Genomic DNA, 26,772 nt, shown 5'->3' with positions numbered 1-26,772 from the left:
ACGGGGGTGGGAGCGATTGGTTGCCCCCGGCCACACCCCTCGGCGAAGGGGTCACCGGGATCCCCTGCCCACCGGCACGGCTATGGCCTCTCGCCTGCGGCAGTGCCAGTATGTTGGGAATCAGGCTGAACCACGGAGCCTGGCTCCGGGCGGAAAGGACTCGAGGTCATGACCTACATCAACAACTTCGACGATGTGGGGCGCGGCGACGTCGCCGTGGCAGGCGGCAAGGGCGTCGGTTTGGGCGGCCTCAGCCAGGGAGGACTGCCGGTCCCGCCGGGGTTCGTGCTGAACACCGCAGCCTACGCGGATTTTGTGGCTGCCAACCATCTCGAGGCCGGCATCCATGAACTGGCTGTTCTGTCGCCGCACGCGGCACCACAGGACTACGAGGAAGCCTCGAAACGGATCCGCGCCCTTTTCACCGGCGGCACCATGCCAGACGCCATCGCGGCGGAACTCGGCGCCGCCTACGGGAGGCTAAGCGACGCAGACACAGCCGTGGCGGTGCGCTCCTCCGCCACGGCCGAGGACCTCGCCTCAGCCAGCTTCGCCGGGCAACAGGAAACCTACCTCAACGTCCGGGGGACGGAGGCTGTGGCCGCGGCCGTGATTGAGTGCTGGGCCTCCCTGTGGACGGCGCGTGCCATGGCCTACCGCGCCCGTGAAGGCATCGACCCGGACACGGTGCGCCTCGCCGTCGTGGTCCAGCAGATGGTCGACGCCGAGGCGGCCGGGGTGATGTTCACCGCCAATCCGGCCAACGGGCGCCGCGACCAGACGGTGATCAGTGCTGCGTGGGGCCTGGGCGAGTCCGTTGTCAGCGGATCGGTCACCACGGACGACGTCGTCGTCGAAGCAGGGACGGGCCGTGTGCTGTCCCGCCGGACAGCTGACAAGGAGGTCATGACCGTCTACGCGGAGCGCGGCACCCTGGAGCAGCCGGTGCCGGCGACGCGCCGCCGGCAGGCCGTATTGGACGACCGGGCGGCGGCCGAGCTGGCCGGTTACGGAACACGGATTACGGAGCATTTCGGGACGCCGCAGGATATCGAGTGGGCACGCGCCGGTGGCGAGTTCTTCATCCTGCAATCCCGGCCCATCACCGCGCTGCCCGACCCGGCAGCCGACATCCCGGACACCTGGCCGGTGCCCTACCGGCACGGGCTCTACTTCCGGGCAAGCATCGTTGAGCAGCTGCCCGACCCCCTCTCGCCGCTGTTCGCCGACCTCATTGACGACTCGGTGTCACGGTCGCTGAGGGCCCTGATGGCCGGCGCCGTCGGCAAGGAGGTCATCCGCGAGGACGACGTCGGGCTGCCGACTATCAACGGCTACGCCTACTACTACTACCGCAACTCGGGAATGTGGCGGGTGATGGGCAAGTCGCTGACGGCGATGCGCGCGCTGGCCCGTGGCAAGGCGCATATGGGAGTGGCCGGCTGGCGGGAATTTTCGCATCCCCGCTACGAGCAGGTGATCAAGGACTGGTCCGCGAAGCCCGTCGGGGAGCTCTCCGGAGAGGAACTGCTGGCGGGTGTGCAGACGCTGCTTGACGCCGGCACGGTCTACTACACGGCCGTGCAGTCCATCATTCCGATCGCCGCAACAAGCGAAATCTCCTTCCGGGCCTACTACGACAAGTTCGTTCGGCGCGACGGCGATCCCCCCGCCCAGACCTTCCTCCTCGGTTACGACAGCGAACCCATCCGCGCAGAGAAGTCGCTGTACGACCTCGCAGCCTGGGCCCGGGACGTCCCGGGGCTGGCCCCGGCGATCCTCAACGAACCCACCGCTGCGCTGGCCGGGCCGCAACGCACCGGGTTCCCGCCCGCCGGAGTGGACCCGGCACCCTGGCAGCAATGGCAGGCCCGCTTCCAGGAGCACCTCGGCCGGTTCGGCCATGCGGTCTATAACCTGGACTTCGTCAGTCCGGTGCCTGCTGACGATCCCTCGCCGCTGCTGGAAACCGTGAAGTTTTACCTGCGGGGACAGGGCAATGACCCCTACGAGCGCCAGCGGCTCTCGGCCGCCCGCCGCGAAGATGAAACCAGCCAAATCATCGCCCGGCTCGGGCCGAGGCGCCGGGCCGCATTCCTCCGGCTGCTTCGGTGGGCGCAAAACGCAGCCCCGATCCGCGAGGACGCCCTGGCCGACGTCGGGCTGGCGTGGCCGCTGCTGCGGCGGATGCTGTTCGAGCTGGGCCGACGGCTCGTCGACTCCGCTGTCATCGCCGAGCCCGCCGACGTCTTCTGGCTGCGCCACCGGGAGTTGCGCAGCGCCGTCGAGTTCGGCCTTGCCGGGTCGGGCACACCGGCAGCCGTGGCAATTACCGGGGCGGACCGGCCCGTCCGCGCCGGCGCCGTCGAGGAGCGCAAGATGCTGTGGCGGGGCCAGGCCAAGGCCGCTGCCCCGCAACTGTTGCCGGAGAACCGGTGGATGGAGCGGGCCTTCGGCTCAATGATGCCGGCCGGCCCACGGGACCAGCTCGGCGACGTCATCAAGGGCGTCGGCGCCAGCGCCGGCCGGGTCACCGCCCCGGCCCGCGTCCTGAGGGGCCCGCAGGATTTCGGCCTGATGGAGCCCGGGGACGTCCTGGTAGCCCGCATCACCACCCCGGCCTGGACCTCGCTGTTCGCGATGGCCTCCGCCGTGGTGACCGACGTCGGCGGGCCGTTGAGCCACAGCTCGATCGTGGCCCGCGAGTACGGCATCCCGGCCGTGCTCGGCACCGGTGTGGCCACCCAGCGGCTCACCAGCGGCCAACGGATCCGCGTTGACGGCGACGCCGGCACCGTCACGGTCGCAGACTGACCGCGTCATCAGGACAGTTCCCCGAGTTCCGCCGACCACGGAGGATTGGCGCCCTTCCGGGAGCAGGTGATCGCCGCTGCACGGTTCGCGTACGAGACGACTGCGTGGAGCTGATCCAGGGCCAGGGTCTGCAGTTGCCGTCTTCCCTCCGCCCCGAGCGCTCCAAGTTTGGCGAGTCCGGAAATAAGCCCCGCCATGAAGGAATCGCCGGCGCCCACAGTATCTGACACTCGGATCGGTTCAGCTGCCATCTCGACCCGCCTGTTTCCGGACAGGATGACCGGGCCTGAGGCTCCGCGCGTCAGGGCCACCACCGCCGGCCCCAGTTCCAGCCAGGCCTGCAGGGATTCTTCCGGTGCCCGGTCCGGGTAGAGCCAGCGCAGGTCTTCGTCGCTGGCTTTGACAATGTCGCTCGCCGCCACGAACACTTCCGCCTGCCGGCGTGCCGCAGCCGCATCGGGACTGATCGCGGGCCGGCAATTGGGATCGAAACTGGTCGTCGCGTGCTCCCGGGCGGCCTCTACCAGGGCAAGGGTGGCCTGCTCCCCCGGCGGGAGCACCGTAGCGATAGACCCCGTGTGGACGTGGGTGGAACCTTTGACGGCAGCGAGGGCCGGGAGGGACGCCCCACTGATTGCCCAGGTGATCGAGAAGGCGTATTCGGCGGCACCGTCAGATCCCAGGGTGGCGAGGGCCGTAGATGTGGCCGCGCTTCCGCCGTTGACCACCTGGACGCCGTTCGTTTGCAGATGCTCTTCCAGCAGGTGTCCGTGCGGGTCAAGGCCATAGTGGGTCACCAGGATTGTCCTGAGGTCGAGGCGCGCAGCCCCCACTGCCACGTTGAGGGGGCTGCCCCCGGGGTGGGCCTGGCCGCCGGCAGGACCGCGGGGGTCGCGGATGATGTCGACAAGGGATTCGCCAATGACCGTCAGGACACCGTCCCCCGCGGGGAGGCGGGGCGCTGGGGTGGCGTCGGTGATGTGCATCAGCGGCCCGGGTAGACGACAGTTTTGAGCTGACCGGCCTGCTTGCCCGCTTTGAGTGCTTCTTCCGAGTCGGCCAGCGCAAACTTGCCGGTCACCAGGATGTCCAGATCTACTTTTCCGTCCGCGATCAGCTGGATGGCCAGCGGCCAGGTGTTGGTGTAGCGGAAGACGCCCGAGAGCCAGATTTCGCGGTTCTGGATGTAGGAGACGGGGAGTTCGACGTTGTCGGCTCCGAGCCCGACCAGGATGACCCGGCCGGCCGGTCCAACGGCTTTGATGCCGGAACGGACGGCCTGCGGGGCGCCGGAGGCGTCAATGAAGGCATCGACGTCGAGCCCTTCGGTACTGTCCGTCAAGGCGTTCAAGGCATGGGTGGCGCCGTGTTCCAGGGCGAAAGCGAGCCTTTCTTCTGCGATGTCCGTGATGTAGATTTCGGTCGCCCCGTAAGCGCGGGCGGCTTGGGCGGCGATGATGCCGATGGGGCCGGCTCCGGCGATCAGGACCCGGCTGCCGGGCTTGATCTGGGCGCGTTCGCAGGCCCAGAGGCCAACGGAGAGTGGTTCGATGAGGGCTGCCGCCTCGTCGCTGACGCTGTCTGGGATGTCGTAAGCGAAGTCGTCCTGGATCCTCACGTATTCGGTGAAAGCTCCGTCGATCGGCGGGGTGGCGTAGAACTCGATGTCCGGGCACAGGTTGTACCGTCCGGCCTTGCACTGCTTGCAGGTGCGGCAGGGCCGTTGGGGTTCGACGGCGACCCGCCGGCCAACGCGGGAGGGGTCCACGTCGCTGCCGACGGCGGCGATGCGTCCGGAGAGCTCGTGGCCCAGGATCAGCGGGTGGTCCACGACGTAGTCGCCGATCCGGCCGTGCTCATAGTAATGGACGTCGCTGCCGCACACACCGACGGCGGCGACCTGCACCAGAACCTGGTCCGCGTCCAACTCCGGGACGGACAGTGTTTCCATGGCCATGTCGCCCTGGCGCTTGAGGACGGCGGCGCGCATGGTGGCGGGCACTTCCGGATGTCCGGGGGTGCGGGACTGTGCGGTTGATGTGGTCATCGAAGGGATCCTTTGCGGTTTGTAGAGGCGGTGGCGGGCTATTTGACGGCGCTATTTCACTGCACCCAGGGAGAGACCCTGGACGAGTTTGTCCTGGGCGGCGAACCCTGCGAACAGCACCGGCAGGGAGATCACGACGGCGGCGGCGCAGACCTTGGCAATGAACAGGCCCTGGCCCGAGACAAAGCCGGTGAGGAAGACCGGGGCGGTGCCGGCCACGACGCCGGTGAGGACCCGCGCCAGGAGGAGTTCGTTCCAGCTGAAGATGAAGCAGATCAGCGCGGTGGCGGCGATGCCGGGCATTGCCACCGGGGCGATGACCTTTCGGAGCGTGAGCAGCAGGGTGGCGCCGTCGATCTGGGCGGCCTCAAGCATTTCGACGGGCACTTCGGCAAGGAAGGACCGCATCATCCACACGGCGATGGGCAGGTTCATCGAGGTGTACATCAGGACCAGGAACCAGATGTTATCCAGCGCGCCGGCGGTTTTGGCGAAGAGGTAGAGCGGCAGGACTGCGGCGACGACGGGCATCATCTTCGTGGAGAGGAAGAAGAACAGAACGTCGGTCCACTTTTTCACCGGCCGGATTGACAGGGCGTACGCGGCGGGGATGGCCAGCAGCAGGACCAGGACGGTGGAGAAGATCGAGGCGGTGGCGGAGTTAATCAGCGACGGCCAGGGGCTGACGCCGGAAGTTGCGCCGAAGAACTCCTTGTAGGCGTCCAGGTTAAGGTCGGCGGCGATCGACGGCGGGTTGGTGGCGGCGTCGATTTCGGAGTGGAATGAGGTCAGGATCATCCACAGGACCGGCACCGCGAACAGCAGGGCCAGCAGCCAGGCCGCAAGGCCGGCGGCGGTGTTGTTGCGGGTGGGGTCCATGCGTGACTTGCCCCGGCGTCGTGATCCCGTGGTCGGGGTGGACGGGGCGGGGACTGATGACTTGGGCCCGGCGGGGGTGAGGGTGCTCATCGTGCTGCCTCCTTCTTGAAGAGCGAGAATACGGTGCGGAGTGCGAAGGTCGCCACGAAGATGGTGCCGATGACCACCACGACGCCGGCCGCTGAGGCCAGGCCGTATTCGTTGGCGTAATAGAACGTCTCGTAGATGGCGTAGGGCAGGTTGGCCGTGCCGAGGCCGCCGGAGGTGATGACGAAGGTGGCGTCGAAGTTCTGCACGATATAGATGGCCCCGAGCAGTCCACCGAGTTCCAGATACTGGCGCAGGTGCGGGAGGGTGAGGTGGCGGAAAATTGCCCAGGGAGTGGCACCGTCCATCTGGGCAGCTTCAACGGTGTCCATGGGGCGGGACTGCAGGCCGGCGAGCAGGATGAGCATCATGAACGGGGTCCACTGCCAGACCAGGGAGACGATGATGGCCATCAGGGGTGCCGACGACAGCAGGTCCGGCTGCGGCGGGGCCTCGGAGCCGAAGAGCGACCAGATCCAGGTGAGGGAGCCGTTGATCAGACCGTAAACCGGGTTGAGGATGGCGTGCTTCCAGATGAGCGCAGCCGCGACCGGAACGATGAGGAAGGGAGCGATCAGCAGGGTCCGGGCCAGTCCCCGGCCAATGAACTTTTTGTCCAGGAGCAGGGCCAGGCCGAGGCCGAGGACCAGGCTGACCAGGACTACCGAGACGGTCTCGACGATGGTGGTGAGGATTGCCTGGAGCATGTACGGGTCGGTGACCACCTGGATGTAGTTCTCGAACCCGGCGAATCCGGTCTTGTCCGGGCTCAGGCTGTTCCAGTTCATGAACGAAATGATCAGGGTCACCACGAACGGAAGCTGGGTGACGATGATGAGGAAGATCAGGGCCGGCAGCAGCGGTGCCCGCCGTGCCCAAGCCACTGCGCGTTCCCGCGCCCTGGCGTTCCTGGATGGTTTGGCGGTGCTGCTCCCTTGCCGGGAGACGCGCGCCGTTGCGGTAGTCATGATGTTCTCCTGCGGTTGGGTTGTTACTTCTTGTACTTGTCGCCGACTTTTTGCGCGGCTTCCTGGCCCTTGGCCACCGCATCGGCAACGGAGCCCTGGCCGGCGATGGCGGAGCTCACGCCTTGGGACACCCGGGTGCCCAGGGCCGCGAACTCGGGAATACCGACGAACTGGATGCCGACCGCCGGCCGCGGCTGGACACCGGGGTTGGTCGGATCCGCGTTCTCAATGGCGAAGCGTTCGGCCTTGAAGAACGGCGCGGCCTGCTGGAACTCGGTGTTCTCGTACGTGGAAATGCGCTTGCCGGACGGGACCTTGGACCAGCCGAGCTTGGACGCGACCAGTTCCTCGTACTTCTTCGAGCTGGCCCAGGCAATGAATTTCGCGGCAGCATCCTGTTTCTTGGAGGCCGCCTGCATCGCCCAGGACCAGGTCCACAGCCAGCCGGAGGACTTGGTCTCTTTCACGGGCGCCTGGGCATAACCGATCTTTCCCTTCACGGGAGAGGCCTCGGCTTCCAGGGCACCGGCCGCGGAGGTGGCGTCGTACCACATGGCGACCTTGCTTTGGCTCATGTTGTTCAGGCATTCGGTGAACCCGGCCTGGGCGGCGCCCGCTTCACCGTGCTCCCGCACCAGCTTGGTGTAGAACTCGGTGGCTGCGGTGAATTCGGGGGCGTTGACCTTCGCATTCCAGTCCTTGTCGAACCAGGTCCCGCCGAAGGTGTTCACCATAGTGGTCAGTGGTGCGAAGACCTGGCCCCAGCCGGGCTGGCCGCGCAGGCAGATGCCCTTCATCCCTGGCGCCGCCCCGTCAGCCTTGGCGGCGAGGTCGGCGACCTGGTCCCACGTCGGCTTCTCCGGCATGGTCAGCCCTTTGGCGTCGAAGATGTCCTTCCGGTACATCAGGAAGGAGGATTCTCCGTAGAAAGGTTCGCCGTAGAGTTTGCCGTCCGTGCCGGTCAACGACGCGGTGTAGGCCGGCAGGATGTCCGCCTGGTTGAACTCGGCGTCCCTGGCCACGTTGTCCAGCGACGCCAGCCAACCGTTGGCGGAATAGAAGGGGATCTCGTAGTTGGACAGTGACGCAATGTCGTACTGGCCGGCCTGGCTTGAGAACTCCTGGCTGATCTTGGCGCGGACGTCGTTTTCCGGCAAGACGGTGTAGTTGACCCGGATGCCGGTTTCCTTCGTGAAGTTATCAGCGGTGAGCCGCTGCAGGTCCTCCATTTGGGGGTTATTGACCATCAGGACATTGATGCTGTTCGGGTCGCCTGCGGAATTGCCGCCGCCGGCGCCTGCACAGGCCGAGGCGCTGAGTGCCACGCACAGGGCGCCTGCCGCCATGGCGACGCGTGTTTTTGCGCGCATTAAGGACTCCTTTGTTCGTCAGGGGGTGCGATGCTGCCCTACTCCGATTGCTGTGTCGGGGTGCGGGCGGTGAGCGGGACGAGGGCCTCAATGCCGGGTGCCTCGCTGGTGTTCCTCAAGATTAGGCTTGTGGCATAGGGCACAACTAGCGCGATGCTTGCTGAATTCTGATACTAATTTTCCGGGAGCGGCCCCGTCCGGGCGCTATTCTGGGAAGAGTCGGCACAGATGCCGCACATTTGTCATGAGCCGAAAGCAGGGAGAACCACGATGAGCGCGGCGGACCCAGGCGGCGGCTCGGCCATCAATGACGGCGCAGCGGCCAGGCTTGCCGAAAGACTCCTGGGGATGCGGGCCAACCGTGAGGTGATTCCGGAAGACCCCAACCATTCCGTGCGCTGGCACGAGCACGACTACCCCAGCCCGGTCGCACGTTGGAACTACCATCCTGAATACGAGCTGCACCTGATCCGGAAAGGCACCGGGAAGTTCATCGTGGGAGACCACATCGGCACTTTCGAGGCCGGACACCTGGCCCTGGTAGGTTCGGGGCTGCCGCACGACTGGGTCAGCGACCTGAGACCCGGAGAAGTGCTTCAGGGCAGGGACGTCCTCATTCAGTTCGACGGAAAATGGGTCGAGAGGGCCGCCTCGATTCTGCCGGAAATGGCCGAGGTTAAACCCTTGCTGGAACAGTCCTCGCGTGGGATCGAGTTCCTCGGACGATCAGCCCGGGCCGCCGCCGTTTCCCTGGAGGCGATGGGGACCTCCACCGGATTGCAGCGGCTTCAGCATCTCTTTGACGTGTTGGCGATTCTTTCGCGTGCGCCAGAGTCCGAACGGCGCTACCTCGCCGACGAATGGTTCAGGCCGCAACTGGACGGGCAGGCCGCGGCGGTGGTGGACCTCGTCCTCGAGTATGTCTTCAGCAACCACGCCGGCAGCGTCAGGATGTCCGAGGCGGCGGCGCTGGTGGGTATGTCGGAACCGACATTTTCGAAGTATTTCAAGCGCGCGACCGGCCAGAATTTCAGTGATCTGGTGCGCAAACTTCGGCTGGCCCACGCCCGCCGCCTGCTGGAGCGGAGCGACAAATCGATCTCGGACATCTGCTACGAAGTGGGTTTCACGAACCTGTCCAACTTCAACCGGCATTTCCGCAATGACGCAGGCGAAACCCCCCGGGACTATCGTCAGCGGGTGCAGCACTGACGGCAGCAGCGCGGGGTTCTGCATTCTCCCGCCCCGGAGCGCGCGAGCTGGTCACCATGGCCTGGCGATGGGCATCGGCGGTAGATTGTGGGCATGGGACAGACTTCCTCGGGCCGCCGGGATTTTCTCGCTGATCGGATCTTGGGCGTGGCGGAGTTCAGCCACGCGCATTGGTTTTTCGGCAATCTCTATGAGGTCCTCGTCAAAATCCCGCACCGCGTCGCGGCCGCTGAAGCAAGCCGTGAACTGCCCCGCTCGCCCTTTGGAGCGGGAAGCCCGGGCCGTTATTACGCACCGATTGCACCGATCAATGCGCCGGCGGCGATCGCTGCCCTCGTGGCAGGCTGGAATCATGCCGACAGCAGGCCATGGCTGCTAGCCGCTGCGGCCAGCTCGACGACGGGTGCGGCCGCCACCGCCTATCTGCTCCGGTCCATCAACCCCGACCTGTTCTTCAGCCCACAACCGCTCAGTGAGACGCGCCGCAACCCCCTACTGAAGCGGTGGTACAGGGTCCACGCCGTCAGGCTCGCCGCCAGCGCAGTTGCCCTGGCCGCCATCCACGAGGCACGAACACTCCGGCTCCGAAACCGCGGATAACAGCCAGGCGCCACAACCTGAAGGAGATCTTCATGGGCAAGCTGACAGTGACTGCTTTTTCCACTCTGGACAACGTCGCCGAGGAGCCCCAGCTCTGGACGGGCCCGTTCTTCAGCGACGCCACCGTGGCCTACAACGAACAAGTTCTGGCCGGGGCGGATTCGATGCTGCTCGGCCGGGTCACCTATGACGGCTTCGCCGCCTCCTGGCCGTCGCGGTCGGGCGACTTCACCGCCGACACTTTCAACGCGATGCCGAAGTATGTCGTGTCGACCACACTGGACCACGCCGGCTGGAACAACAGCACGATTATCGCCGACGACATACCCGGCCAGGTCCGCGAGCTTCGCGAGCGGGAGAACGTGCTCGTGTGGGGAAGCCCGACGCTGACCAAGACGCTCATGGAGGAGAACCTCGTGGACGAGTACGTCCTGCTGGTCTCCCCCATCGTGCTCGGGCGTGGCAAGAAAATGCTGCCGGAGGACGGAACCCGGCACACACTGCGGATCGTCGAACTTGAACTCCTCGAAGGCGGGATGCTGGCCCTCCGAATGGCGCCGGCAGGGTCCTAAGGAGAGCACAACAGAGGATGCGCCTAGCTATCGCGCTTGGGTGCCGCCCGGACATGGGTGCGCTGACCTTGTTTGCCGATAAGGCTGAGGAATTCGACCGGACCGGCGCTGGTTGCGCCGAGCCAGTGCGGGGTTCGGGTGTCGAACTCCACGGCTTCGCCGGGCCTGAGGATCAGGTCATGTTCACCGAGGACCAGGCGCAAGGTGCCATTGAGGACATAGGCACAGTCGTAGCCTTCGTGGGTGCGCAGCTGAGGCTCCTGGCCATCCCTGCCCTTGGGGAGGATGAACTTGTAGGCCTGAATGCCGCCCGGGCGGCGCGTGAGAGGCAAGATCGTCGACCCGTCCGGACCTGCGACGGGACGCAGATTGAGCCGGGGGTCGCCGGTCGGCGGCGCATCGACGAGTTCGTCGAGGGTTACCCCGTGCACGCGGGCCAGGGGGAGGAGCTGCTCGAGAGCCCAGGGTCCCGCCCAGGCAGATTCGGGAGGGGCTGCCCCGAACCCGCATCTCATCCGCGAAACCAGCGGACTCGCACCGGGAACAGCGCTGGATGCCGGGTGCGGGACAGGGGCAGAGGCGACCTGGCTCGCCGCGCACGGCTGGCAGGTCACCGGCGCCGACATCTCCGGCGCTGCCCTCGCCCAAGCGGCCGAGCGTGCCGAAGGGCAGTCTGTGTCCGGCACGGTGACCTGGGTCGAGGCGGACCTGACGTCATGGGCACCGGGTGGCCGGTTCGACCTTGTGACCACCCACTACGCTCACCCGGCGATGCCGCAGCTTGCCTTCTACGAACGCATCTCGGATTGGGTAGCCCCCGGCGGCACGCTGTTGATCGTCGGGCACCTGCACGCTCCCGCCGCCCCGGGGCACGGGCACCGCCCTCCCCCGGAAGCGACTGTCACCCTCGCGGACATCACCGGGGGTCTCAACGCTGCCGTATGGAACATCACGAGTGCCGAGGAGATCACGCTGACACTCCCCGGACCCGGTGACCGTGCGTTGCCGCTGCACGATGTCGTCGTGCGTGCCACCCGGCGCGGGTGACCTCACAGTTTCCGCCGCGCTGCACCCCCGGTGTTGCTCAGTCCGGCCGGCTGGCATCGACCGGGTAGGTCATGAACGCCGGCGTCTCGTACGGATGAATGGACAACGCGGCATTGACGACGGCGTTACGCCGGGAGCGGGGGAAGATTGCCTCGATCCGGGTTTCCGGCACCTCCTCGGGGGAACCGACGACGCCGACGAACGGGGTTGCGCCGGGCAACGGGGTAAAACGGCCGGTGCCGTCGAGGCTGAACGAGCAGTGGGAGTAGTTGCCGAGCCTGCCCGCCCCGGCGTCGCCAATGGCCTGCCGGAGGGCGGGCGCAGCGTCGGTGGGGACGTAGATGACCAGACAATCCATGGGCTCCATGGCAGAAAGTCTGCCACGGGGTGCCTCTTCGGCGCCGAGGGTTCCAGCGAATCAGAATGTGGATGCGCCGGACTCGCCGAGCGGGTGCTCGCGCTCGATCTGGGCGACCTTCGGATCGTTCTCGTCGGCGCCGTAGTCCGAGTTGCGTGTGATGTCCTTCCCATCGGGCAGCTTCATTGCGTGGAAGAGAAGAGACAAGCCGGCGGCGACGATCAGGTTGATCGCAAACGCTGTGACAGCGATGTATACCTGCGTGTCCGTGCCGGGAATGGCCGCGATGGAGCCGCCAAAGTGGGCTTTCGTGACGGGATTGACCACGTTGTACGCCGCGATGGTGCCATAGGTGATTCCGGCTGCCCAGCCGCCGAAAAGCGCCCACCGGTGGAACCAGCGCGTGTAGAGCCCGGCAACCATCGCCGGAAAGGTCTGCAGGATCCAGATACCGCCGAGCAGCTGCATGTTGATTGCCGCCGACTGGTCCATGGCAATGACGAAAACCAAGGCACCGAACTTCACCACGAGCGACGCGATCTTGGAGACGTGTGCCTCCTGCCGGGGCGTGGCGTCGGGCCTGATGAGATCGACGTAAATGTTACGGGTGAACAGGTTTGCCGCCGCTATTGACATGATCGCCGCCGGGACAAGAGCACCGATGGCGATGGCGGCCAGTGCGATGCCGGCAAACCACGCCGGGAACTGGTCCAAAAACAGCTGCGGCACCACCAGTTGCGGGTTGATGGCACCATTCAGGTCGACCGGTACGGTACCGGCAAATATGGCTGCGTAGCCCAGGAGTGCCAGGAGCCCCAGCATCAGTGAGTACAGCGGGAGCACAGCGGCATTCTTACGGATCGTGTTCCTGCTCTTGGTTGCGAGGACGCCGGTGATGGAGTGCGGGTACATAAACAGCGCCAAGGCAGAGCCCAGGGCCAATGTCCAGTAGGCGGAGTAGCTGGCAGCGCCGGGGATGAACACTCCCGTGGGTTTGCCGGTAGCCGGGTTGGTCGCACTCAGTTTCGCCTCGGCGGAGTTGAAGATGGGGTCCCAGCCGCCGAACTTGATCGGCAGGTAGATGACCGCAACGATCACTGCCAGGTAGATCAGAAGATCCTTCACAACGGCGATCAGGGCCGGAGCCCGCAGGCCCGACGTATAGGTGTACGCGGCCAGGACCACGAACGCGATGATCAGCGGCAGGTCCGTCAGCAGAACGTTCTCCGAACTGCCCAAGCCCAGCACGGTGAGCACAGCCTTGATGCCGACCAACTGCAGCGCGATGTACGGCATGGTCGCGACGATGCCGGTGATGGCGACGGCAAGGGTCAGGGACCTGCTGCCATAGCGGCCGCCAATGAAGTCGGCCGGCGTGACGAGCCCATGTCGATGCGAGACGGACCACAACCGGCTCATCAGCAGGAATACGATCGGGTACAGAACAATTGTGTACGGCACCGCGAAGAAGCCGGTCACGGCCCCGGTGGCCCACATCGCAGCGGGAACGGCCACAAAGGTATAGGCCGTATACAGGTCACCGCCGAGAAGGAACCAGGTTACCCAGGTTCCAAACCCGCGGCCACCGAGGCCCCACTCATCGAGGCTGTGCAGCCCCGTTTCCTCGCCCCGGCGCCACCGCGCGGCAACAAACCCCAAAACGGCCACCAGGACGAAAAGAATAATCACAATAGTGAGTGCCACGACGTTAACGGGCCGGTCCGGAGCGGCCAGCGGAAGGGCCATCCCGCTCATCGCTCCTCCCCGGGACTGGTCATGCCGCGCACCGATTCGCGCCGGCGGCGATCCTCCTTGATGACTAGCCAGTAGGAGACCCCGACCAAGGCCGAGGTGATCGGAATCCACATCATCTGGTACCAGTAGAAGAACGGCATACCCGCCCAGCGCGGCGCATCGACCGAATACGCGGGCACATACAGCGGAACCACAATGGCGATGGTCAAAAGGATTCCGGTGATGACATATGGACCGGATCTGGCCGGCCCGCGTGTTGGCACATCGGGACTGGACATCGACGCCTCCTCATCGAGACGGCCCCGGAGCGGGAAGGCTTCCCGGGAAGTGCCGGGACCTGCAGACCGCATGTCGCAACGGTCTTTATAGAACAGAATAGACACCGGCCTTCGCCTCCGACAGTGCCAGCACGCCTCGGTGGAATGATAGTCGGGATCGGTTTGCGGCCCCGTTCGGTCCGGTCGGGCTCGTGGCCGAGAAGCTGGTTCCGGCACGCTATCTCCGCAGGCTCATTGAGGCACGCAATCGGCACCTGACCGCGGATCCGCAACCCAGACAGGGGATGGATTTCGCGGACCCGGTGACCCATTCCTCTCCGGTGGTCAACGGTGGTCATGAACAAATGGCAAGGCCATGCAACACTGGTCGGATGCCGGCGTTCAGCATCTTCACATCCAACGAGTTTTCCGATGCCGAGGTTCTCTCGTTGTACGAATCTGTGGGGTGGGCCGCCTATACCCGGGATCCAGAACTGCTCACCAGAGCGATCCGAAGTTCCTCATTTGTCGTGGCGGCCCGGAACGCGAATGGTGAGCTTGTTGGCCTCGCGAGGGTTGTGTCGGACGATGCGACCATCTGCTATCTGCAGGACATCCTTGTACGGCCGCCTTTCCAAGGCGCGGGCGTAGGCCGGGCTCTGGTGGAACACGTCACGGCACGATACGCGCATGTCCGGCAAACAGTGCTCATCACTGACAATGAACCAGGGCAACGCGCCTTCTACGAAGCCATGGGCTTTACGGAGGGGTCGAACTTCGCTCCGGAACCCGTGCGTGTCTTCGCTCTATTTCGGTAGTCCCGGAGTTTCAGTTCGAAATGACTGGTATTTCCCAGGACCTTTCGTCTTGGCCGCCGCGAACTTCTCAGCCTGTAAGAATGGGGCATGCCCCCGCCTAGCTTTCCGATCAGACGGTTGGCCGAAGACCCGGCCCACGTCCTCGACCGCCGTCGGTGGCCAGGTATCCTGCCCCCTGTTGCAGCTTGTCCGCAACGCCGGCGCCACAAGACGCGGCTACTTCCTGCGCGCGGAAACCATGCACGGCTTCTTCACCTATCTCGAGAAGAACCCGAGCACCGTGGGTACGGACATCTCGTTCCACGACATGTCACACGGCGAATCGTTCCTGGAACTGGCAGTGGATCGTTTCCGGGGACGCGGATTGTGGGTGCTCGATGAACCGGAATCAGCGCTGTCCTTCGCGGGATGCCTCAGCCTCCTCGCGGTCTTGAAAGATCTCCTCGCCGAAGGTTCCTCGCAAGTCATCATGTCCACACACTCCCCTGTCCTTGCAGCGCTTCCAGGCGCGCAGATTCTCGAAGTCGGCCCGTGGGGACTTCGGCAGCAGGAATGGTCGGACCTCGATCTGGTTTCAAACTGGCGATCCTTCCTGGACTCCCCCGAAAGATACCTGCGACACCTATAAGGCCGGCCCGGTCGGGGTTGAACTAACGTCGTCCCCGAACGGAAAATGCCAGACAAGGCCAAAGGGGAACCAAGAACCTCCGATCGCGGTCAAAGCTCATGTCATGTGTCGAGCTTTCCCGACTGCTTTTGGGCGAGGCGCTGGAGTTGCCATGCGTGAACGCCGCTCACCCAGTCCCACCCGGGAGCGGCCGATGGGCCGACCCGCGGATCGCTGGGATCATGGGCGTCACGCAAGGCGTGCACGTACGCCCGATCCTGGTCGATCCGTGCGTGTACCTGATCAGCTCCGCCGACGGACCCGTGGCCGGGGACGAGGACATCGACGTCGCCAGCCACGCCCTCGAGCAGCCGCAGCGCGGCGAGGTAGTCCTCGATCGGGTCAGCGGTGTCGTTCAAGTCGAGCATCGGGATCAAGACATCAGAAAGCATGTCGCCGGCGACGAGAACCCCACGTTCCTCAATCAACAGCGCCGCGTGGCCCGGGGCATGTGCTCGATGCTCGAGAATGCGGACTTGGGGCCCATCCCAAGGAATCTGCGCCGTATCGACGGGCAGGCCGGTAATAAGGCCGAGGAGGTCCAGCGGTACCTGTTCGGGGATGCCGGCGGCCTTCGCGACCGCCTCCAGTCCGCCCGAAAGCCGATCCCGGGCGGTAGCCGCGCATCGCGCGGTGCCGTAACGGGGAACCGCGCCGAACCCGGCGTGCCAAAGCAGGTGGTCCCAATGAGGATGCGTCGAGAAGCCTGCCACAACGGTCTGGCCCGACTCGGACAGATCCTTCGCGAGGCAGTCCATTTCGTAGCCGTGCACCCCGGGATCGATGAGCAACACGCCAGCCCGGCCCTGCACGACGACGGCGTTGCTCTGGCAGAACGCGCTCTCATGGATCAGCACGCCCTCTGCGACCTGCCTCAACACGAGCTGGCCTCGTATACATCGCGGACGGCGTGGCTGTCCCCCGGAACTTGCTCGACCCGCAGGTCGGCGGAGACATTCATCCAATGGTCCATGCGGCCCATCATCTCCTCTTCCTAACGGTATTGCGTTCTGCAACTCCTATAGTGAGGACCAAATACCTGTTAAGGAGTCGTGGGACGGTGGATCCCGGAATTGCGCCGCGACAAGATGCTGCAGAGAAGGCCAGCGGAACTCCCGATCAATTCGCAGCGGGTGGGCCCCTTCAGCATTGCGCGGAGCGCGTCGAATGATTCCTATCTCCGGCGCTGTTCGGGAGCCCCCTAAGGCCACTAACCCACACCAGAACAGCGCCGCTTACCGTTGGTACCCACAACTCAGAGGGACAGCTTGAAGCCCACGTGCGACGCTTCGAAGCCAAGACGCTCATAGAACCGGTGTGCTGCGACCCTGGACGCGTCAGACGTAAGCTGAACCAGCCTTGCGCCCCGCCGGCGCCCTTCAGCGATAGCCCACGTAATCATCGCCCCTCCCAGACCGTTGCTCCGAAGGTTAGACCGGACCCGGACTGCCTCGATCTGCAGTCGCGTAGCTCCGCCTCGGGCGAGCCCGGGAATGAAAGTCAGCTGCATGGTGGCAACCACTTCATTTTCGGTCGAGACAACAACGAGAAGAAGCTGCGCAGGGTCCGCATCAATTGCCTGGAAAGCAAGATCGTAGGGACGCCGGTGTTCGATTGCGATGGAGTCGACGGAGGCTCGGAGCTGGTCGGCAGCCAGTAGCCCAACAATCGAAGCCACATCAAATGATTCAGCTTTCCTGATCGTGAATGGGCCGCCAGGCAGTTCCAGTTCAGCGAGAGTCATTTCCCCAGTATTCCAGCCATCGGAAATATGCCAGGCGCCGACCTCCGTCGGCTTGAAACTACGTTGATAATTCTGGACTGCCGGTGACCAGCACGTCGCAGGCTAGAGCCACGCGGTATTGCGGCTCCAACTTTCCGGCCACCGTTCACGAGTCCATTTAGACCTTCGGAATATCGGGCCGGGAACCCTGGGCGGGACGGATCAGGCGATAGCGGACGGATTTGCGGGCAGCGTGGCGTTGGTCCGCCGGCGTGAGGCCAGCACGCCAATGATCGCGGTCACGACGACGACAAACGTTGCCAGTACTGACGCGTTGAGGACGAGCGAGAGTTCCATTTGGTGCGGTAGAAGCACAGATTGGTCCCACCCTGCATTGTCGGCGCGATTGATGAAGTCTGCGTCGATCGGATTCCACAAGATGGCCGCGACACTTGTTGCCACCAACGCGCAGAGACTGAGGGCCAGCTGGACGAGGGACCATGCTGACGGCTTTCCATTGTGGCTTGACGGACGTTTGTCCATAGCTTCCCCCGTTAAGTGCCGGCCGCGGCCGTTGCAGCCTCCGTTAATGCATTGCCCCTTGCCCACCGCCGGGGCGGCGTCAGCCGGCCCGGTCGCTTCGATAAGCCCTCAGTGCGTCTTCTCTGATCCACTTTCGGGTCAGGAAAGCGTCCAGAACGCAAGAAACGCCGAGGATCGTCCAGGAAGTCCAAACTGGCGCAAGGCCGGCAATCACCAAGACCCCGACAGCAACAACGAAGCCGACGGAGACGTAGCCATAGATCCGGCGTGCACGGGTTGCAAATCGTGCCTCTTGCGTTTCGCGAAAGTAGTTCAGCATCAGTCCCCCAAGGTTCGAATCGGAGCCTACAGCACTGGCTGCGCCAAATACCGACAATCGATGCGCGCCAGATACGGCGTTGACCCACACTATTTCTGAATCACGGAGTTGTCGGGCGTGTCATCGGCACACGCTATTTGGCCTGCTACTCCTCCGCAGCACGTTGGAGGATCCTGCACCGGCACGTCGGGTCGTCGAGTTGCCTCGAACCACGTCCCGTCTGGTTCGATGAGTGCATGGATCATTCGCAGCTGAAGCTGTCCGCCCCGAAACTCAATGCGGGCGATCGAGTGGCGGTTCTCTCCCCGTCGTTCGCCGCCCCCGGATTCGCCCCGGCCGTGCACGAGCAGGCGATGCGGCGGCTCACAGCGGCTACGGGTTTGATTCCTGTGGAATTCCCGACGACGCGCAAGCTCGGATCCAGTCCCGAGGAACGGGCGGCGGACATCAATGCGGCGTTCGCCGATCCCAGCATCCGCGCGATTCTCGCCACCATCGGCGGCGACGACCAGATCACAGTCGTACCTCATCTCGACGAGGCGGCCGTCCGGGCGAATCCAAAGATCTTCGTCGGATACAGCGACAACACCAACCTGCTGAACTGGCTGTGGTCACTCGGGATACGCGGATATTACGGCGGTTCGACCCAGGTCCACCTCGGCGCCGGGCCAGGTGCTGACGACGTCCACCTCGCTTCCCTACGGGCCGCGCTGCTCACTGGAGGCGAGCTCGAGATCACCGATCCCGGGGAGTCAGAGGACTTCGGGCCGGATTGGCTCGAGCTGCGGGCACTCGTCGAATACGGCGACCGCGAACCCACCGAACCCTGGAGGTGGACGGGTCCCGAACGCAAGGTCTCCGGTTACACCTGGGGTGGCTGCATCGAAGTCCTCGACCAGCTCGCCATCGCCGACAGGCTGCCCTCCGTCGACGCGCTCCGGGGCACAATCCTGATCCTCGAAACCAGCGAACTGCTGGCTCCCGCAGATTGGGTCAAGCGATGGCTTCGAGCGCTCGGCGAGCGTGGTGTCCTGGGGGCGGTCGACGGCGTGCTGGTCGCCAGGCCTCCAGTCAGCAGCCACGGGCAGGTTCCGGCTGCCGCCGAACGGGCTCGGCTCCGCGCCGCACAGCGCGATGTGGTCAGCACCGAAATCGCCCGGTACAACCCGGCCGCCGTCGTGTGCATCGGGGTTCCCTTCGGGCACACCCGACCGCAGTGGATCCTCCCCTACGGCGGTCGAATCCAACTCGACGGCGAAGCCAGGACGGTTACAGCCAGCTATGCCTGACCGTGGCGGGCAGTGCCAGGAGCACACGCCGGGTCATCATCATTTCCTATGCGGTCGGGCGCACGTTCTGATTTGATCGGAAGAGGTTGATGGGGTCGTATGCGGCTTTGACAGCGGCCAGCCGGTCGTAGTTGGCGCCGTAGGCTGCCCTCACCCGTTCCTCCCCTTCCTGGCCAAGATCGTTGACGTACACCCCGCTAGCGGCAAAGGGCTGCATCGCTTCGAAGAAGGCGCGGGCCCAGCCGACGTGGCGCTCCGTTTCTGCCGGCTTGGACCACTGGGCCAGGATGAGGAGCTCGCTCTGGGACCGGCGATGCGGAAATGCCGTGGCCGCCGGGGGAACCCGAGCGGCCACACCGTGCAGTTGTTGCATTCCGATGCCGCTCGCCGCTGAAGGCATCTCGGCCGCAAACTGGAGCAGGACATCGATGGCGTCGGCGGTGAGGTCAGTCAAGAAGCTCGATTTCCAATAGTGGTGCCGGCCCGGCGGAAAGCCGCCGTCGTGGGCGCTTTGCCAAACGCCATAATCGGTGGGCACCACCGCGTCCACATCTGGGCCGAGGTCGCGCAGGGGCCGGAGCGCCAGCTCCGCCTCATCATGCCCGCCGCTCCAGCAGACGCCGATGCCGAAGACAGGGCGTCCTGAGGTGTCACACCCCAGACTGGCCGACATCGAGAGTTCGTCGGGGCACGAAGCGGCGAATCCGGGATAAAAGCCCAGGACCTCCCTTGTCCGTTCGGCCGGGAATGAGAGCGCTCCGGCAAGAACCTGTCCGACGGGATGCAAACGATAGGTGAAAGACGTGACAACACCGAAGTTGCCGCCGCCTCCGCGGATGGCCCAAAAGAGGTCTGTGTGTTGGTCGGGGCTCGCCGTCAGCAGCCTGCCATCCGAAGTCACGATGTCGGCGGCCAGCACGTTGTCGCAGGCGAGCCCGTGTTTGCCGTTGAGCCAGCCGATACCACCTCCGAGGGTCAAACCGGCGATGCCGGTAACCGACACGACTCCGAGCGGCGTGGCCAGGCCGTGCGCCTGGGTGGCGACGTCAAGATCGGCCAGGAGCGCACCCGCTCCAGCCAAGGCGACGCGCCGTTCGGCGTCGACCTGAACGTTCTTCATGCCGGAGCAATCCAGCATGAGCCCGCGGGCGCCGACGGCGTTCCCTGCCACGTTGTGGCCGCCGCCCTTGATGGAGACAGGGAGATCATTTTCCCGGGCGAAGTTCACGGCAAGGCGAATATCCTCGGCGTCGGCAGGGCGGACAATGACGTCCGGACGGCGGTCAATCATCGCATTGAAGACCTTCCGGGCTTCGTCGTAGCCGGCGTCTCCGGGCCGGAACAGCCGGCCCCGGAGCGCCGAGCCCAGGCCATCGACGACGGATGGGTCAAGCGACGGTGCGGGGGTCCCGAAAGCCACGCCACGGCACCTTTCTCGTTCGAGATCGTCGAGGACGCGCGCCGGCCGGCGGCGTCGCGCTCATTTGACCGTCAATGAGCCGTGCATGTTGGGGTGGTAGGTGCAGTGAAAAGCGTAGGTCCCCGGTTCGGAAGGTGCCTTGAATGTGGCCGTCCCGCCGTTTTCCTTGACCTCGACATCAAAGAGGGTCGCATTCTGGTCTGCGGTTACCGTGTGCTCTGCGGTGTCCATGTTGATCACCTTCACCTCCGCGCCCGGAGCCACCGCACCCGGGATCTCGTAGGCGAAGTTGCTGATCGTGATGGTTGCGGCGGCGGCGTTTGCCGCCCCGCTTCCCGGCCCCGAAGCGGTGGAGCCGGCCGGGGCAGACGGTTCCATCGACATGCTGGGAGAGGTCCCGGCGGTCGTGGCAGGGGCCGATGCCTGCGTTCCGCCGCCTCCGGCACAGCCGCTCAGCCCGATCAGTACCGTTGCCAACACAAGTGCCGTCCGTGTCTTGTTGCCCGTCATGATGTGCCGTCCTGGACGCTGGAGGGGGCTGAGAAATCAGCCCGGCTTCCTTCCATTCTGCATCCGCCACCATCAAAAAGCACCGCTGAAAAGCGCCGACAGGGAGCACGGGCGATCAGGACTGCGTCCTGGCCTTTTGCAGGTAGGCCATGAGTCCGGCCAGCTGCTCCGGGGTCCAGGGCAGACCGGCGCTGAGGGCAGTCCTATTGTCCTGCCACATGGAACGGGCAGCGGCTTTGGTCTCTTCGCCTGCGTGGAACATGGATCCGATTTCGTCCCATGCCCTGGCCCATGCCCGGATGGACGGATCGGATACCGGCGTCCCGATTTCGACGTGCCTGGGAACCTCCTCGACCAATGCGGCCCAACGGACTTTGAGGGCCTCGATGCTGTCGCTGCCAAGTTCGGCTCTGCGGCCGGCCAGTTCCTGGCGCTGTTCCGGTGTGAAGTAGTTTTCGAGCATGGTGATCATCTCCAAAGTTGCCATGAACTGTTCCGGCGCCGGCATGGCGGCCCCGTCGATGCGTGAAAGCAGATGGCGTATCCGGTCCTGGACCGCCTGGACCTGCTCGGCGTGCTGGCGAAGATGCAGCAATTGCCTTTCCAGGAGCGTGCGCAGCGAGCCCACGTCATCGGCAGGGGTTCCCAGTGCAGCGCCGATTTCGGCCAGCGGGAGGCCGAGCATCTGCAGCGCCCGGATCCGGTAGAGCCGCCGGACGTCTTCCTCGATGTAGCGGCGGTGACCGGAAGCCGTCCGCCGGCCTGCCGACAGCAACCCAATCTCGTCGTAGTGATGGAGCGCCCGGACCGTGACGCCACACGCTTTGGCAAGTTCGCCGATGCTCCATTGACCTGTGGCACCGCTCGTCTCTGTCATGGGAACAACCGTAGATCCTCACCCCGCGTGAGGATCAAGACCCTCCGCCGGCCCCGGGGGCCGGCCACCGACGCCGGCTCCTTCCGTCCGGTCAGCCAGCCTTCCCGACGTCGGCCAACCGGTCGTTCAGCCGGTCCACCTCGTCGAGGACTTCGGTCGCCGCCCAGGCACGGCTGCGCTTGGACTGGGTGACGGGGGTAATGACCCCGGCGTTGGAGAGCCGCTGCAGTGCGGCGTACACGGAGCTTTCGGCGACGCCGGCAATGTGGGCCGCGCTGTGAGCCTCGAACACGGGCCGCTCCAGAAGCCATGGAATGATCTTCTCGTCCGCGGATCCTCTGCGTGGCCGGGCCAGCTCCAGCCACATCGCCGGCAGCGCATCGAGGGCGGCGACGGATTCGCGGGCGGCATCCGAGGCGCGGACAGCGGAACGGGCCAGGTAGAGCACGAATGGATCGGCATCACCGGAGCGGTAGTTATTGACCAGGCGGAAGTAGGTGTCGACGTCGGCGACCATCGCCGACGCGATGGGGGTGACGGTGTTCCTGGTGAGCCCACGACGCCGGGAAATCGCCCCAATGAGTGCCCGCCCGATCCGCCCGTTGCCGTCGGTGAACGGGTGGATGGACTCGAAGTGGGCGTGCGCGATCGCCGCCTGCGCCATGATCGGCACGTCGCGGCGGTTGCAGAAGACCAGCAGGTCTTCCATCAGGTCCGGCACGAGCTCCGGCGGGGGCGGGACGTGGATGGCGCCGCGCGGTGAATGGTCACTGCCGCCGATCCAGTTCTGAACTTCCCTGAACCGGCCGGCGTGTGGGCCGTCCATCGGGTCGTCCTTCATGAGCGTGTGATGGGCGGCCAGCATTGCCTCCAGCCGGATCTCGCCGGTTCGCCCGGCGTCGTCGATCATCCCTTGTACGGCGTCGGCGGCAGCCACCATGGAGCGGGCGTCGTCACTGGCCTTGAGCCCGATCATGGCCCGGGCGTAGTCGTCGCGGTTGGCGTTGACATGCTCGATTTTGGAGGAGGAAACCGCCTCGCTGCGCAACAGGAACCCGCTAATGGCGGCCATCCGCGTGCCGGCGGTGACGTCCAGGGACGCGATGGCGACGGCGGCCTCTTCCAGGGCGACGATGGTCTCACGCCCCGGATCGAACCAGCTCCCGGCGATCAAGGGTGGCAGCGAGACCACCACCTCGGTGAATTCCCGATCTTCGCGCGGCGGCCGCCCGGACGACTTCCACGGCATCATCTTGCTGCCGTGCGCGGGCCAGCGGGTCATGGATCCTCCGGAAGTCTAAATAGTCACCCTACTATTTAGATTTTAGGGGCTAAACATGAATAACGCGACGCGTGCTTCGGAAAAGCTGCCTTGGCGGGGCGCGCTGCCCTCGATCGTCCAGCCCTAGGAGCCGGCTTCCCTCACACCCGGCCGTGTGGCTTCCTGAATGACCCAGCGGTTGCCATCCGGGTCGCTGAAGTAGGCGAAGGCGATTCCACCCATGTCCTGGACTTCGCTGATTTCCGCTCCCCGCCGAAGCAGCTCAGCCCGCGTCGACGACATATCGGGGACCACCAATTGCAGGCCCTCCAGGCTGCCCGGCGGCATGCTGGTCATTCCGGTGCCGACGACGATAGAGGCGGCGGAGCCCGGCGGCGTGAGTTGCACGACCCTCATTCCCGGGATGTACTCGACGTCGTGGTCCAGAACGAACCCGAGTCGGTCCGTATAGAACGACTTGGCCTTGTCCACATCACTGACCGGTACTTGCACTACCTCGAGGCGCATCTCCATGCGGCTCACAGTACCCCTGTTTCCTGCTGCGCACAGGCCGCGGATCAAAGGCCCGCCCTACAGCTGATGCCAGATTCTGGTCGGTCACCGCGGAGTGGAACGTGCAACCTGCGACGTCGCGGCGCTCCGGGCCGGCGCCAGTGGTTTTCTGCTCAACGACGTCGGGCCCTCTGAATTGCTTGCCTCGATTAGGGCCGTCGCCGGAGGAGACGCCGCCATTTCCTCCCGGGTCAGCCGCCGGATGCTGGACCTCTTCAGCCAAAGGCTTCCCTCCGGTCCCCCGTCCGCGGGTGATGACGCGGTGGCATCACTGACACAGAGGGAACGGGAAATACTCTCGGCCATTGCCCTGGGACTTACAGACACCGAGATCGGGGAACGACTGACCGTGGCGGAACCAACAGTCAAAACCCACGTGGGCCGCATCCTCATGAAACTCGGGCTGCGCGACCGTGTGCACGCCGTCATCTTCGCCTACGAACACGGTCTGGCCAGCTGCCGGCGGACGAACTGACGGGTGGTCCGAGGGCGGGAAATGCACCCATAGGACGCAGCGGGGAGGTCAGGCCTGGCTCAGCGCCTTGGCCTTGATGGCGTCGAATTCGCTCTGGGTCAGGGTGCCGGCGTCGAGGAGTTCCTTGGCCTTTGCGATTTCCTGGGAGGGGGACGCCGTGGCCACGGAGCGGATGTATTCCGTTGTTGCGGCTTCGGCCTGCTGGGCACTGCGGGCCTGGCGCTCGGCCATGCTGCGGCCCCGCGCGATCAGGTACACGAGAACCGTGAGGAACGGCACGAAGACCAGGAAGATGATCCACACAGCCTTGAGCCAACCGCTGAGTTCGTGGTCCCGGAAAATATCCGAGATAACTGCAAACAGCGCGAAAAGATACGCGATGAACGCGAATGACCAAAAGAACAGCCAAATGAAGTTCCAGAATTGCTCCACGGGAGCCATCCTTCCGTTCCGAGGAGGCCCTGCTGGCATCCTTAAGCGCCAAACTAACTCCCCGGGTCGTGCCCCGTTAGGACCAAAGGGCCCGAATCCAGCGCGGAAGCGCCACTATGCGGGGCCAGCAGAACGAACTGTGGAGCAGGCGCGGGATGGCGGAACCGGAAGCGGCGGGCCTAAAAGAAGTGCAGCTCACTCGCCGCATCCGGCGAGGGGTGCACCACGGGAGCCTGGCCAAGTTCGAGCAGGATGTCGTTAATGCTCAGCTGGCCGTCCAGCTGAGGATCCAGCTGCACCGGGACACCAGCCTCCGGAACGGCGTCGCTACTCATGCCACGATCATATGTGCGGACAGTCCCTGGGCCGGGGGGCCACGCCGACCGGGGTCAGGGAGGGCCCCGGGGGCCACGCGGACCCGCGGCGTCATGCGCCGTCGTAGGCCTCCTGCAGGGCGGCGATGTCCAGCTTGCGCATAGCGAGCATTGCCTGCATGGCACGCTGGGCGCCGTCGGGGTCGGGGCCAGCGATCAGTTGTCCCAGCACGGCCGGCACAACCTGCCACGAGACCCCGTACCGGTCCTTGAGCCAGCCGCACTGGCTTTCCTGGCCGCCGTCAGTCAGGGCCGACCAGTACCGGTCCACTTCTTCCTGCGACGCGCAGTCGATCACAAAGGACACCGCCTCATTGAAAGTGAAGGCCGGACCCCCGTTCAATGCCGTGAAGGTGCGCCCGTCAAGCAGGAACTGAACGGTAATGGCCTGGCCGGCGGGCCCGGGACCGCCGTCGCCGTACCGCGAGACGTCGAGGATTTTGCCGCCGTCGAAGATGGAGACGTAGTACTCGGCGGCTTCCTCGGCCTGGTTGTCGAACCACAGGCAGGTGGTGATTTTTTCGCTCACAGCGCTCCCCTTGCGTTTGCCGTGCCGCCGGCAGACTCCGGCGGCGATCAGCGGCATGGGGCCGAGCCTAGCCCGGAGGTGACTTCACACACAACGGTCCCCGCCCGGAGCCCATCCTCACGGGACTAGGCTTGGATGCATGCCTTCTCCAACCCCCAAACTCCCCCGCCCATCCGCCCAGGACGCTCCCCATTCCGGCCTCCGGCCCGCGCAGACAGCAGCCCTGGCAGCATGCGCAGATGCACTCCTGATTCTGCTCTTCGCGGCGATCGGGCGCGACGCGCACCAGCGCGGGGAAATCATCACCGGCGTCTTTGCGACGGCGTGGCCGTTCCTGGCCGGCGCGGCACTGGCCTGGCTGGTCCTGCGGCTGTGGCATGACCCCCTGCGGGTGTGGCCCGCCGGCGTCGCTGTCTGGCTGGGAACCGTCGGCGTCGGGATGATCCTGCGGGCCCTCACCGGGCAGACGGTGGTACTGCCCTTCATCATCGTGGCCCTGCTGAGCCTGGCCGTTTTCCTCCTGGGTTACCGCCTTGTGGCCGCGGGCGTTCGGCGGCTGCGTTCACGCCACCGCCAGGCCTAATGCACTAGGCTTGCAGAAGATGGCAGCGCCCGTGCAAGGGCAGCCGACAGGCCCGCAAACGGCGCAACCGATCCGGAAAGGTTCACACGTGGTCACCGCATTCGTCCTGATCAAGACAAACGCTTCACGCATCCCGGAGACCGCCGAGGAAATCTCCGCCATCGCCGGCATCAGCGAGGTCTATTCCGTAACGGGCGAGTGGGACCTGATCGCCATCGCCCGGGTCGCCAAGCACGAGGACCTGGCGGACGTCATCGCGGACAAGCTCTCCAAGGTTCCCGGCGTCGCGCACACCACTACGCAGATCGCGTTCCGCGCTTACTCCCAGCACGACCTCGATGCGGCCTTTGCCCTCGGATTCGAGCAGTAGCGAACAACCGAACTACGAACAGCTCATGAGACGGGCCCGGCAG

General features: G+C 65.2%; 30 protein-coding genes and 1 pseudogene. 11 read left to right on the top strand and 20 right to left on the bottom strand.

Annotation, left to right across the window (positions count from 1 at the left end; genetic code table 11):
- Positions 1 to 168: 168 nt before the first annotated feature.
- On the top strand, positions 169 to 2,814 hold the full coding sequence (locus AC1DRO_RS01150; RefSeq protein WP_476949488.1) for a PEP/pyruvate-binding domain-containing protein: 2,646 nt from the start codon (positions 169 to 171) through the stop codon (positions 2,812 to 2,814).
- Positions 2,815 to 2,822: 8 nt separating this feature from the next.
- Here the strand turns inward: AC1DRO_RS01150 and AC1DRO_RS01145 are convergent, their stop codons facing one another.
- Genes AC1DRO_RS01145 through AC1DRO_RS01125 form a run of 5 tightly spaced genes read right to left on the bottom strand, consistent with a single transcriptional unit; the run spans position 2,823 to position 8,165 of the window.
- Positions 2,823 to 3,800: a carbohydrate kinase family protein gene (locus tag AC1DRO_RS01145; RefSeq protein WP_476949487.1), complete on the bottom strand. Its 978-nt coding sequence runs from the start codon at positions 3,798 to 3,800 to the stop codon at positions 2,823 to 2,825.
- A complete protein-coding gene (locus AC1DRO_RS01140; RefSeq protein WP_476949486.1) occupies positions 3,800 to 4,861 on the bottom strand; it encodes an NAD(P)-dependent alcohol dehydrogenase in 1,062 nt (353 codons plus the stop codon). Before AC1DRO_RS01140 ends, AC1DRO_RS01145 begins: the two co-directional genes overlap by 1 nt.
- A 51-nt stretch (positions 4,862 to 4,912) precedes the next feature.
- Positions 4,913 to 5,830, bottom strand: coding sequence for a carbohydrate ABC transporter permease (locus AC1DRO_RS01135; protein ID WP_476949485.1), 918 nt, complete (start codon positions 5,828 to 5,830; stop codon positions 4,913 to 4,915).
- Positions 5,827 to 6,795, bottom strand: a complete 969-nt coding sequence (locus tag AC1DRO_RS01130; protein WP_476949484.1) for a carbohydrate ABC transporter permease — start codon at positions 6,793 to 6,795, stop codon at positions 5,827 to 5,829. The genes AC1DRO_RS01135 and AC1DRO_RS01130 overlap by 4 nt, the downstream gene beginning before the upstream one ends.
- 23 nt (positions 6,796 to 6,818) lie before the next feature.
- Complete coding sequence (locus AC1DRO_RS01125) at positions 6,819 to 8,165, bottom strand: ABC transporter substrate-binding protein (protein ID WP_476949483.1); 1,347 nt, start codon at positions 8,163 to 8,165, stop codon at positions 6,819 to 6,821.
- A gap of 270 nt (positions 8,166 to 8,435) precedes the next feature.
- Here AC1DRO_RS01125 and AC1DRO_RS01120 point away from each other — a divergent pair, with 270 nt between their 5' ends.
- From AC1DRO_RS01120 to AC1DRO_RS01110, 3 genes are all read left to right on the top strand, one after another.
- Positions 8,436 to 9,377, top strand: coding sequence for an AraC family transcriptional regulator (locus AC1DRO_RS01120; RefSeq protein WP_084476006.1), 942 nt, complete (start codon positions 8,436 to 8,438; stop codon positions 9,375 to 9,377).
- Between the two features lie 93 nt (positions 9,378 to 9,470).
- Entirely contained in the window at positions 9,471 to 9,977 is a 507-nt protein-coding gene (locus AC1DRO_RS01115; RefSeq protein ID WP_476949482.1) for a hypothetical protein, read from the top strand.
- 32 nt (positions 9,978 to 10,009) lie between these two features.
- A complete protein-coding gene (locus AC1DRO_RS01110) occupies positions 10,010 to 10,549 on the top strand; it encodes a dihydrofolate reductase family protein (protein ID WP_476949481.1) in 540 nt (179 codons plus the stop codon).
- 23 nt (positions 10,550 to 10,572) lie between these two features.
- Here AC1DRO_RS01110 and AC1DRO_RS01105 read toward each other — a convergent pair whose 3' ends face one another.
- The gene (locus AC1DRO_RS01105; RefSeq protein WP_476949480.1) at positions 10,573 to 10,980 is read right to left on the bottom strand and encodes a cupin domain-containing protein; all 408 of its coding nucleotides are present in this window, start codon (positions 10,978 to 10,980) and stop codon (positions 10,573 to 10,575) included.
- Here AC1DRO_RS01105 and AC1DRO_RS01100 point away from each other — a divergent pair.
- Positions 10,871 to 11,596, top strand: a complete 726-nt coding sequence (locus AC1DRO_RS01100; protein ID WP_476949479.1) for a class I SAM-dependent methyltransferase — start codon at positions 10,871 to 10,873, stop codon at positions 11,594 to 11,596. The two genes, AC1DRO_RS01105 and AC1DRO_RS01100, sit on opposite strands and share 110 nt — an antisense overlap.
- Positions 11,597 to 11,633: 37 nt before the next feature.
- Here the strand turns inward: AC1DRO_RS01100 and AC1DRO_RS01095 are convergent, their stop codons facing one another.
- Genes AC1DRO_RS01095 through AC1DRO_RS01085 form a run of 3 tightly spaced genes read right to left on the bottom strand, consistent with a single transcriptional unit; the run spans position 11,634 to position 13,987 of the window.
- The gene (locus AC1DRO_RS01095) at positions 11,634 to 11,963 is read right to left on the bottom strand and encodes a hypothetical protein (RefSeq protein ID WP_476949478.1); all 330 of its coding nucleotides are present in this window, start codon (positions 11,961 to 11,963) and stop codon (positions 11,634 to 11,636) included.
- Positions 11,964 to 12,014: 51 nt separating this feature from the next.
- On the bottom strand, positions 12,015 to 13,709 hold the full coding sequence (gene mctP, locus AC1DRO_RS01090; protein WP_476949477.1) for a monocarboxylate uptake permease MctP: 1,695 nt from the start codon (positions 13,707 to 13,709) through the stop codon (positions 12,015 to 12,017).
- A complete protein-coding gene (locus AC1DRO_RS01085; RefSeq protein ID WP_476949476.1) occupies positions 13,706 to 13,987 on the bottom strand; it encodes a DUF3311 domain-containing protein in 282 nt (93 codons plus the stop codon). The genes mctP and AC1DRO_RS01085 overlap by 4 nt, the downstream gene beginning before the upstream one ends.
- Positions 13,988 to 14,178: 191 nt before the next feature.
- Between AC1DRO_RS01085 and AC1DRO_RS01080 the strand changes: the two genes are divergently transcribed.
- Both AC1DRO_RS01080 and AC1DRO_RS01075 read left to right on the top strand, forming a co-directional pair.
- Positions 14,179 to 14,784 carry a GNAT family N-acetyltransferase gene (locus tag AC1DRO_RS01080; RefSeq protein ID WP_476949475.1) on the top strand — a complete coding sequence of 202 codons (606 nt, stop codon included), beginning with the start codon at positions 14,179 to 14,181 and terminating at the stop codon, positions 14,782 to 14,784.
- A gap of 178 nt (positions 14,785 to 14,962) precedes the next feature.
- A pseudogene (locus tag AC1DRO_RS01075) lies at positions 14,963 to 15,412 on the top strand (AAA family ATPase); the annotation flags it as partial.
- A 101-nt stretch (positions 15,413 to 15,513) separates the two neighbouring features.
- On the opposite strand, the gene AC1DRO_RS01070 reads toward AC1DRO_RS01075, so the two are convergent.
- The 3 genes from AC1DRO_RS01070 to AC1DRO_RS01060 form a co-directional block, all read right to left on the bottom strand.
- Positions 15,514 to 16,308 carry an MBL fold metallo-hydrolase gene (locus tag AC1DRO_RS01070; RefSeq protein ID WP_476949474.1) on the bottom strand — a complete coding sequence of 265 codons (795 nt, stop codon included), beginning with the start codon at positions 16,306 to 16,308 and terminating at the stop codon, positions 15,514 to 15,516.
- A 398-nt stretch (positions 16,309 to 16,706) separates the two neighbouring features.
- Positions 16,707 to 17,195: a GNAT family N-acetyltransferase gene (locus AC1DRO_RS01065; RefSeq protein WP_476949473.1), complete on the bottom strand. Its 489-nt coding sequence runs from the start codon at positions 17,193 to 17,195 to the stop codon at positions 16,707 to 16,709.
- A 201-nt stretch (positions 17,196 to 17,396) separates the two neighbouring features.
- Positions 17,397 to 17,531, bottom strand: a complete 135-nt coding sequence (locus tag AC1DRO_RS01060) for a hypothetical protein (RefSeq protein WP_476949472.1) — start codon at positions 17,529 to 17,531, stop codon at positions 17,397 to 17,399.
- 741 nt (positions 17,532 to 18,272) lie between these two features.
- On the opposite strand from AC1DRO_RS01060, the gene AC1DRO_RS01055 reads away from it, so the two are divergent.
- On the top strand, positions 18,273 to 19,325 hold the full coding sequence (locus tag AC1DRO_RS01055; protein WP_476949471.1) for a S66 family peptidase: 1,053 nt from the start codon (positions 18,273 to 18,275) through the stop codon (positions 19,323 to 19,325).
- 46 nt (positions 19,326 to 19,371) lie between these two features.
- Here AC1DRO_RS01055 and AC1DRO_RS01050 read toward each other — a convergent pair whose 3' ends face one another.
- From AC1DRO_RS01050 to AC1DRO_RS01030, 5 genes are all read right to left on the bottom strand, one after another.
- The gene (locus AC1DRO_RS01050; protein ID WP_476949470.1) at positions 19,372 to 20,745 is read right to left on the bottom strand and encodes an FAD-binding oxidoreductase; all 1,374 of its coding nucleotides are present in this window, start codon (positions 20,743 to 20,745) and stop codon (positions 19,372 to 19,374) included.
- 60 nt (positions 20,746 to 20,805) lie between these two features.
- Entirely contained in the window at positions 20,806 to 21,255 is a 450-nt protein-coding gene (locus AC1DRO_RS01045; RefSeq protein ID WP_476949469.1) for a cupredoxin domain-containing protein, read from the bottom strand.
- Between the two features lie 115 nt (positions 21,256 to 21,370).
- Positions 21,371 to 22,132, bottom strand: coding sequence for a MerR family transcriptional regulator (locus tag AC1DRO_RS01040; protein ID WP_476949468.1), 762 nt, complete (start codon positions 22,130 to 22,132; stop codon positions 21,371 to 21,373).
- 91 nt (positions 22,133 to 22,223) lie between these two features.
- Complete coding sequence (locus AC1DRO_RS01035; RefSeq protein ID WP_476949467.1) at positions 22,224 to 23,414, bottom strand: Fic family protein; 1,191 nt, start codon at positions 23,412 to 23,414, stop codon at positions 22,224 to 22,226.
- Positions 23,415 to 23,537: 123 nt separating this feature from the next.
- On the bottom strand, positions 23,538 to 23,927 hold the full coding sequence (locus tag AC1DRO_RS01030; protein WP_476949466.1) for a VOC family protein: 390 nt from the start codon (positions 23,925 to 23,927) through the stop codon (positions 23,538 to 23,540).
- 94 nt (positions 23,928 to 24,021) lie between these two features.
- On the opposite strand from AC1DRO_RS01030, the gene AC1DRO_RS01025 reads away from it, so the two are divergent.
- A complete protein-coding gene (locus tag AC1DRO_RS01025) occupies positions 24,022 to 24,441 on the top strand; it encodes a LuxR C-terminal-related transcriptional regulator (protein WP_476949465.1) in 420 nt (139 codons plus the stop codon).
- 48 nt (positions 24,442 to 24,489) lie between these two features.
- Here the strand turns inward: AC1DRO_RS01025 and AC1DRO_RS01020 are convergent, their stop codons facing one another.
- From AC1DRO_RS01020 to AC1DRO_RS01010, 3 genes are all read right to left on the bottom strand, one after another.
- Positions 24,490 to 24,882, bottom strand: a complete 393-nt coding sequence (locus tag AC1DRO_RS01020; protein ID WP_476949464.1) for an SHOCT domain-containing protein — start codon at positions 24,880 to 24,882, stop codon at positions 24,490 to 24,492.
- A gap of 170 nt (positions 24,883 to 25,052) precedes the next feature.
- Positions 25,053 to 25,208: a hypothetical protein gene (locus tag AC1DRO_RS01015; RefSeq protein WP_156945122.1), complete on the bottom strand. Its 156-nt coding sequence runs from the start codon at positions 25,206 to 25,208 to the stop codon at positions 25,053 to 25,055.
- A gap of 91 nt (positions 25,209 to 25,299) precedes the next feature.
- Positions 25,300 to 25,833: a VOC family protein gene (locus tag AC1DRO_RS01010; protein ID WP_476949463.1), complete on the bottom strand. Its 534-nt coding sequence runs from the start codon at positions 25,831 to 25,833 to the stop codon at positions 25,300 to 25,302.
- An 82-nt stretch (positions 25,834 to 25,915) separates the two neighbouring features.
- Here AC1DRO_RS01010 and AC1DRO_RS01005 point away from each other — a divergent pair, with 82 nt between their 5' ends.
- Together AC1DRO_RS01005 and AC1DRO_RS01000 are read left to right on the top strand one after the other, a co-directional pair.
- Positions 25,916 to 26,359, top strand: coding sequence for a DUF3054 domain-containing protein (locus AC1DRO_RS01005; protein WP_476949462.1), 444 nt, complete (start codon positions 25,916 to 25,918; stop codon positions 26,357 to 26,359).
- An 88-nt stretch (positions 26,360 to 26,447) separates the two neighbouring features.
- A complete protein-coding gene (locus AC1DRO_RS01000; protein ID WP_028276733.1) occupies positions 26,448 to 26,729 on the top strand; it encodes an Lrp/AsnC family transcriptional regulator in 282 nt (93 codons plus the stop codon).
- Positions 26,730 to 26,772 lie beyond the last annotated feature (43 nt).

The sequence above is a fragment of the Arthrobacter sp. P4_F11 genome, assembly GCF_056401395.1.
The sequence above is the reverse complement of the archived record's forward strand: the minus strand, read 5'-3'. Positions and strand labels throughout refer to the sequence as shown.

Bases quoted from the DNA above. Each gene is read 5' to 3' on its own strand.
- AC1DRO_RS01010 (WP_476949463.1), bottom strand. From the start codon at position 25,833: ATGCCGCTGATCGCCGCCGGAGTCTGCCGGCGGCACGGCAAACGCAAG.
- AC1DRO_RS01060 (WP_476949472.1), bottom strand. From the start codon at position 17,531: ATGGAACTCTCGCTCGTCCTCAACGCGTCAGTACTGGCAACGTTTGTC.
- AC1DRO_RS01015 (WP_156945122.1), bottom strand. From the start codon at position 25,208: ATGAGTAGCGACGCCGTTCCGGAGGCTGGTGTCCCGGTGCAGCTGGAT.
- AC1DRO_RS01055 (WP_476949471.1), top strand. From the start codon at position 18,273: ATGGATCATTCGCAGCTGAAGCTGTCCGCCCCGAAACTCAATGCGGGC.
- AC1DRO_RS01085 (WP_476949476.1), bottom strand. From the start codon at position 13,987: ATGTCCAGTCCCGATGTGCCAACACGCGGGCCGGCCAGATCCGGTCCA.
- AC1DRO_RS01135 (WP_476949485.1), bottom strand. From the start codon at position 5,830: ATGAGCACCCTCACCCCCGCCGGGCCCAAGTCATCAGTCCCCGCCCCG.
- AC1DRO_RS01120 (WP_084476006.1), top strand. From the start codon at position 8,436: ATGAGCGCGGCGGACCCAGGCGGCGGCTCGGCCATCAATGACGGCGCA.
- mctP (WP_476949477.1), bottom strand. From the start codon at position 13,709: ATGAGCGGGATGGCCCTTCCGCTGGCCGCTCCGGACCGGCCCGTTAAC.
- AC1DRO_RS01095 (WP_476949478.1), bottom strand. From the start codon at position 11,963: ATGGAGCCCATGGATTGTCTGGTCATCTACGTCCCCACCGACGCTGCG.
- AC1DRO_RS01045 (WP_476949469.1), bottom strand. From the start codon at position 21,255: ATGACGGGCAACAAGACACGGACGGCACTTGTGTTGGCAACGGTACTG.
- AC1DRO_RS01140 (WP_476949486.1), bottom strand. From the start codon at position 4,861: ATGACCACATCAACCGCACAGTCCCGCACCCCCGGACATCCGGAAGTG.
- AC1DRO_RS01020 (WP_476949464.1), bottom strand. From the start codon at position 24,882: ATGGCTCCCGTGGAGCAATTCTGGAACTTCATTTGGCTGTTCTTTTGG.
- AC1DRO_RS01005 (WP_476949462.1), top strand. From the start codon at position 25,916: ATGCCTTCTCCAACCCCCAAACTCCCCCGCCCATCCGCCCAGGACGCT.
- AC1DRO_RS01130 (WP_476949484.1), bottom strand. From the start codon at position 6,795: ATGACTACCGCAACGGCGCGCGTCTCCCGGCAAGGGAGCAGCACCGCC.
- AC1DRO_RS01065 (WP_476949473.1), bottom strand. From the start codon at position 17,195: ATGACTCTCGCTGAACTGGAACTGCCTGGCGGCCCATTCACGATCAGG.
- AC1DRO_RS01145 (WP_476949487.1), bottom strand. From the start codon at position 3,800: ATGCACATCACCGACGCCACCCCAGCGCCCCGCCTCCCCGCGGGGGAC.
- AC1DRO_RS01115 (WP_476949482.1), top strand. From the start codon at position 9,471: ATGGGACAGACTTCCTCGGGCCGCCGGGATTTTCTCGCTGATCGGATC.
- AC1DRO_RS01110 (WP_476949481.1), top strand. From the start codon at position 10,010: ATGGGCAAGCTGACAGTGACTGCTTTTTCCACTCTGGACAACGTCGCC.
- AC1DRO_RS01040 (WP_476949468.1), bottom strand. From the start codon at position 22,132: ATGACAGAGACGAGCGGTGCCACAGGTCAATGGAGCATCGGCGAACTT.
- AC1DRO_RS01035 (WP_476949467.1), bottom strand. From the start codon at position 23,414: ATGACCCGCTGGCCCGCGCACGGCAGCAAGATGATGCCGTGGAAGTCG.
- AC1DRO_RS01125 (WP_476949483.1), bottom strand. From the start codon at position 8,165: ATGCGCGCAAAAACACGCGTCGCCATGGCGGCAGGCGCCCTGTGCGTG.
- AC1DRO_RS01150 (WP_476949488.1), top strand. From the start codon at position 169: ATGACCTACATCAACAACTTCGACGATGTGGGGCGCGGCGACGTCGCC.
- AC1DRO_RS01030 (WP_476949466.1), bottom strand. From the start codon at position 23,927: ATGGAGATGCGCCTCGAGGTAGTGCAAGTACCGGTCAGTGATGTGGAC.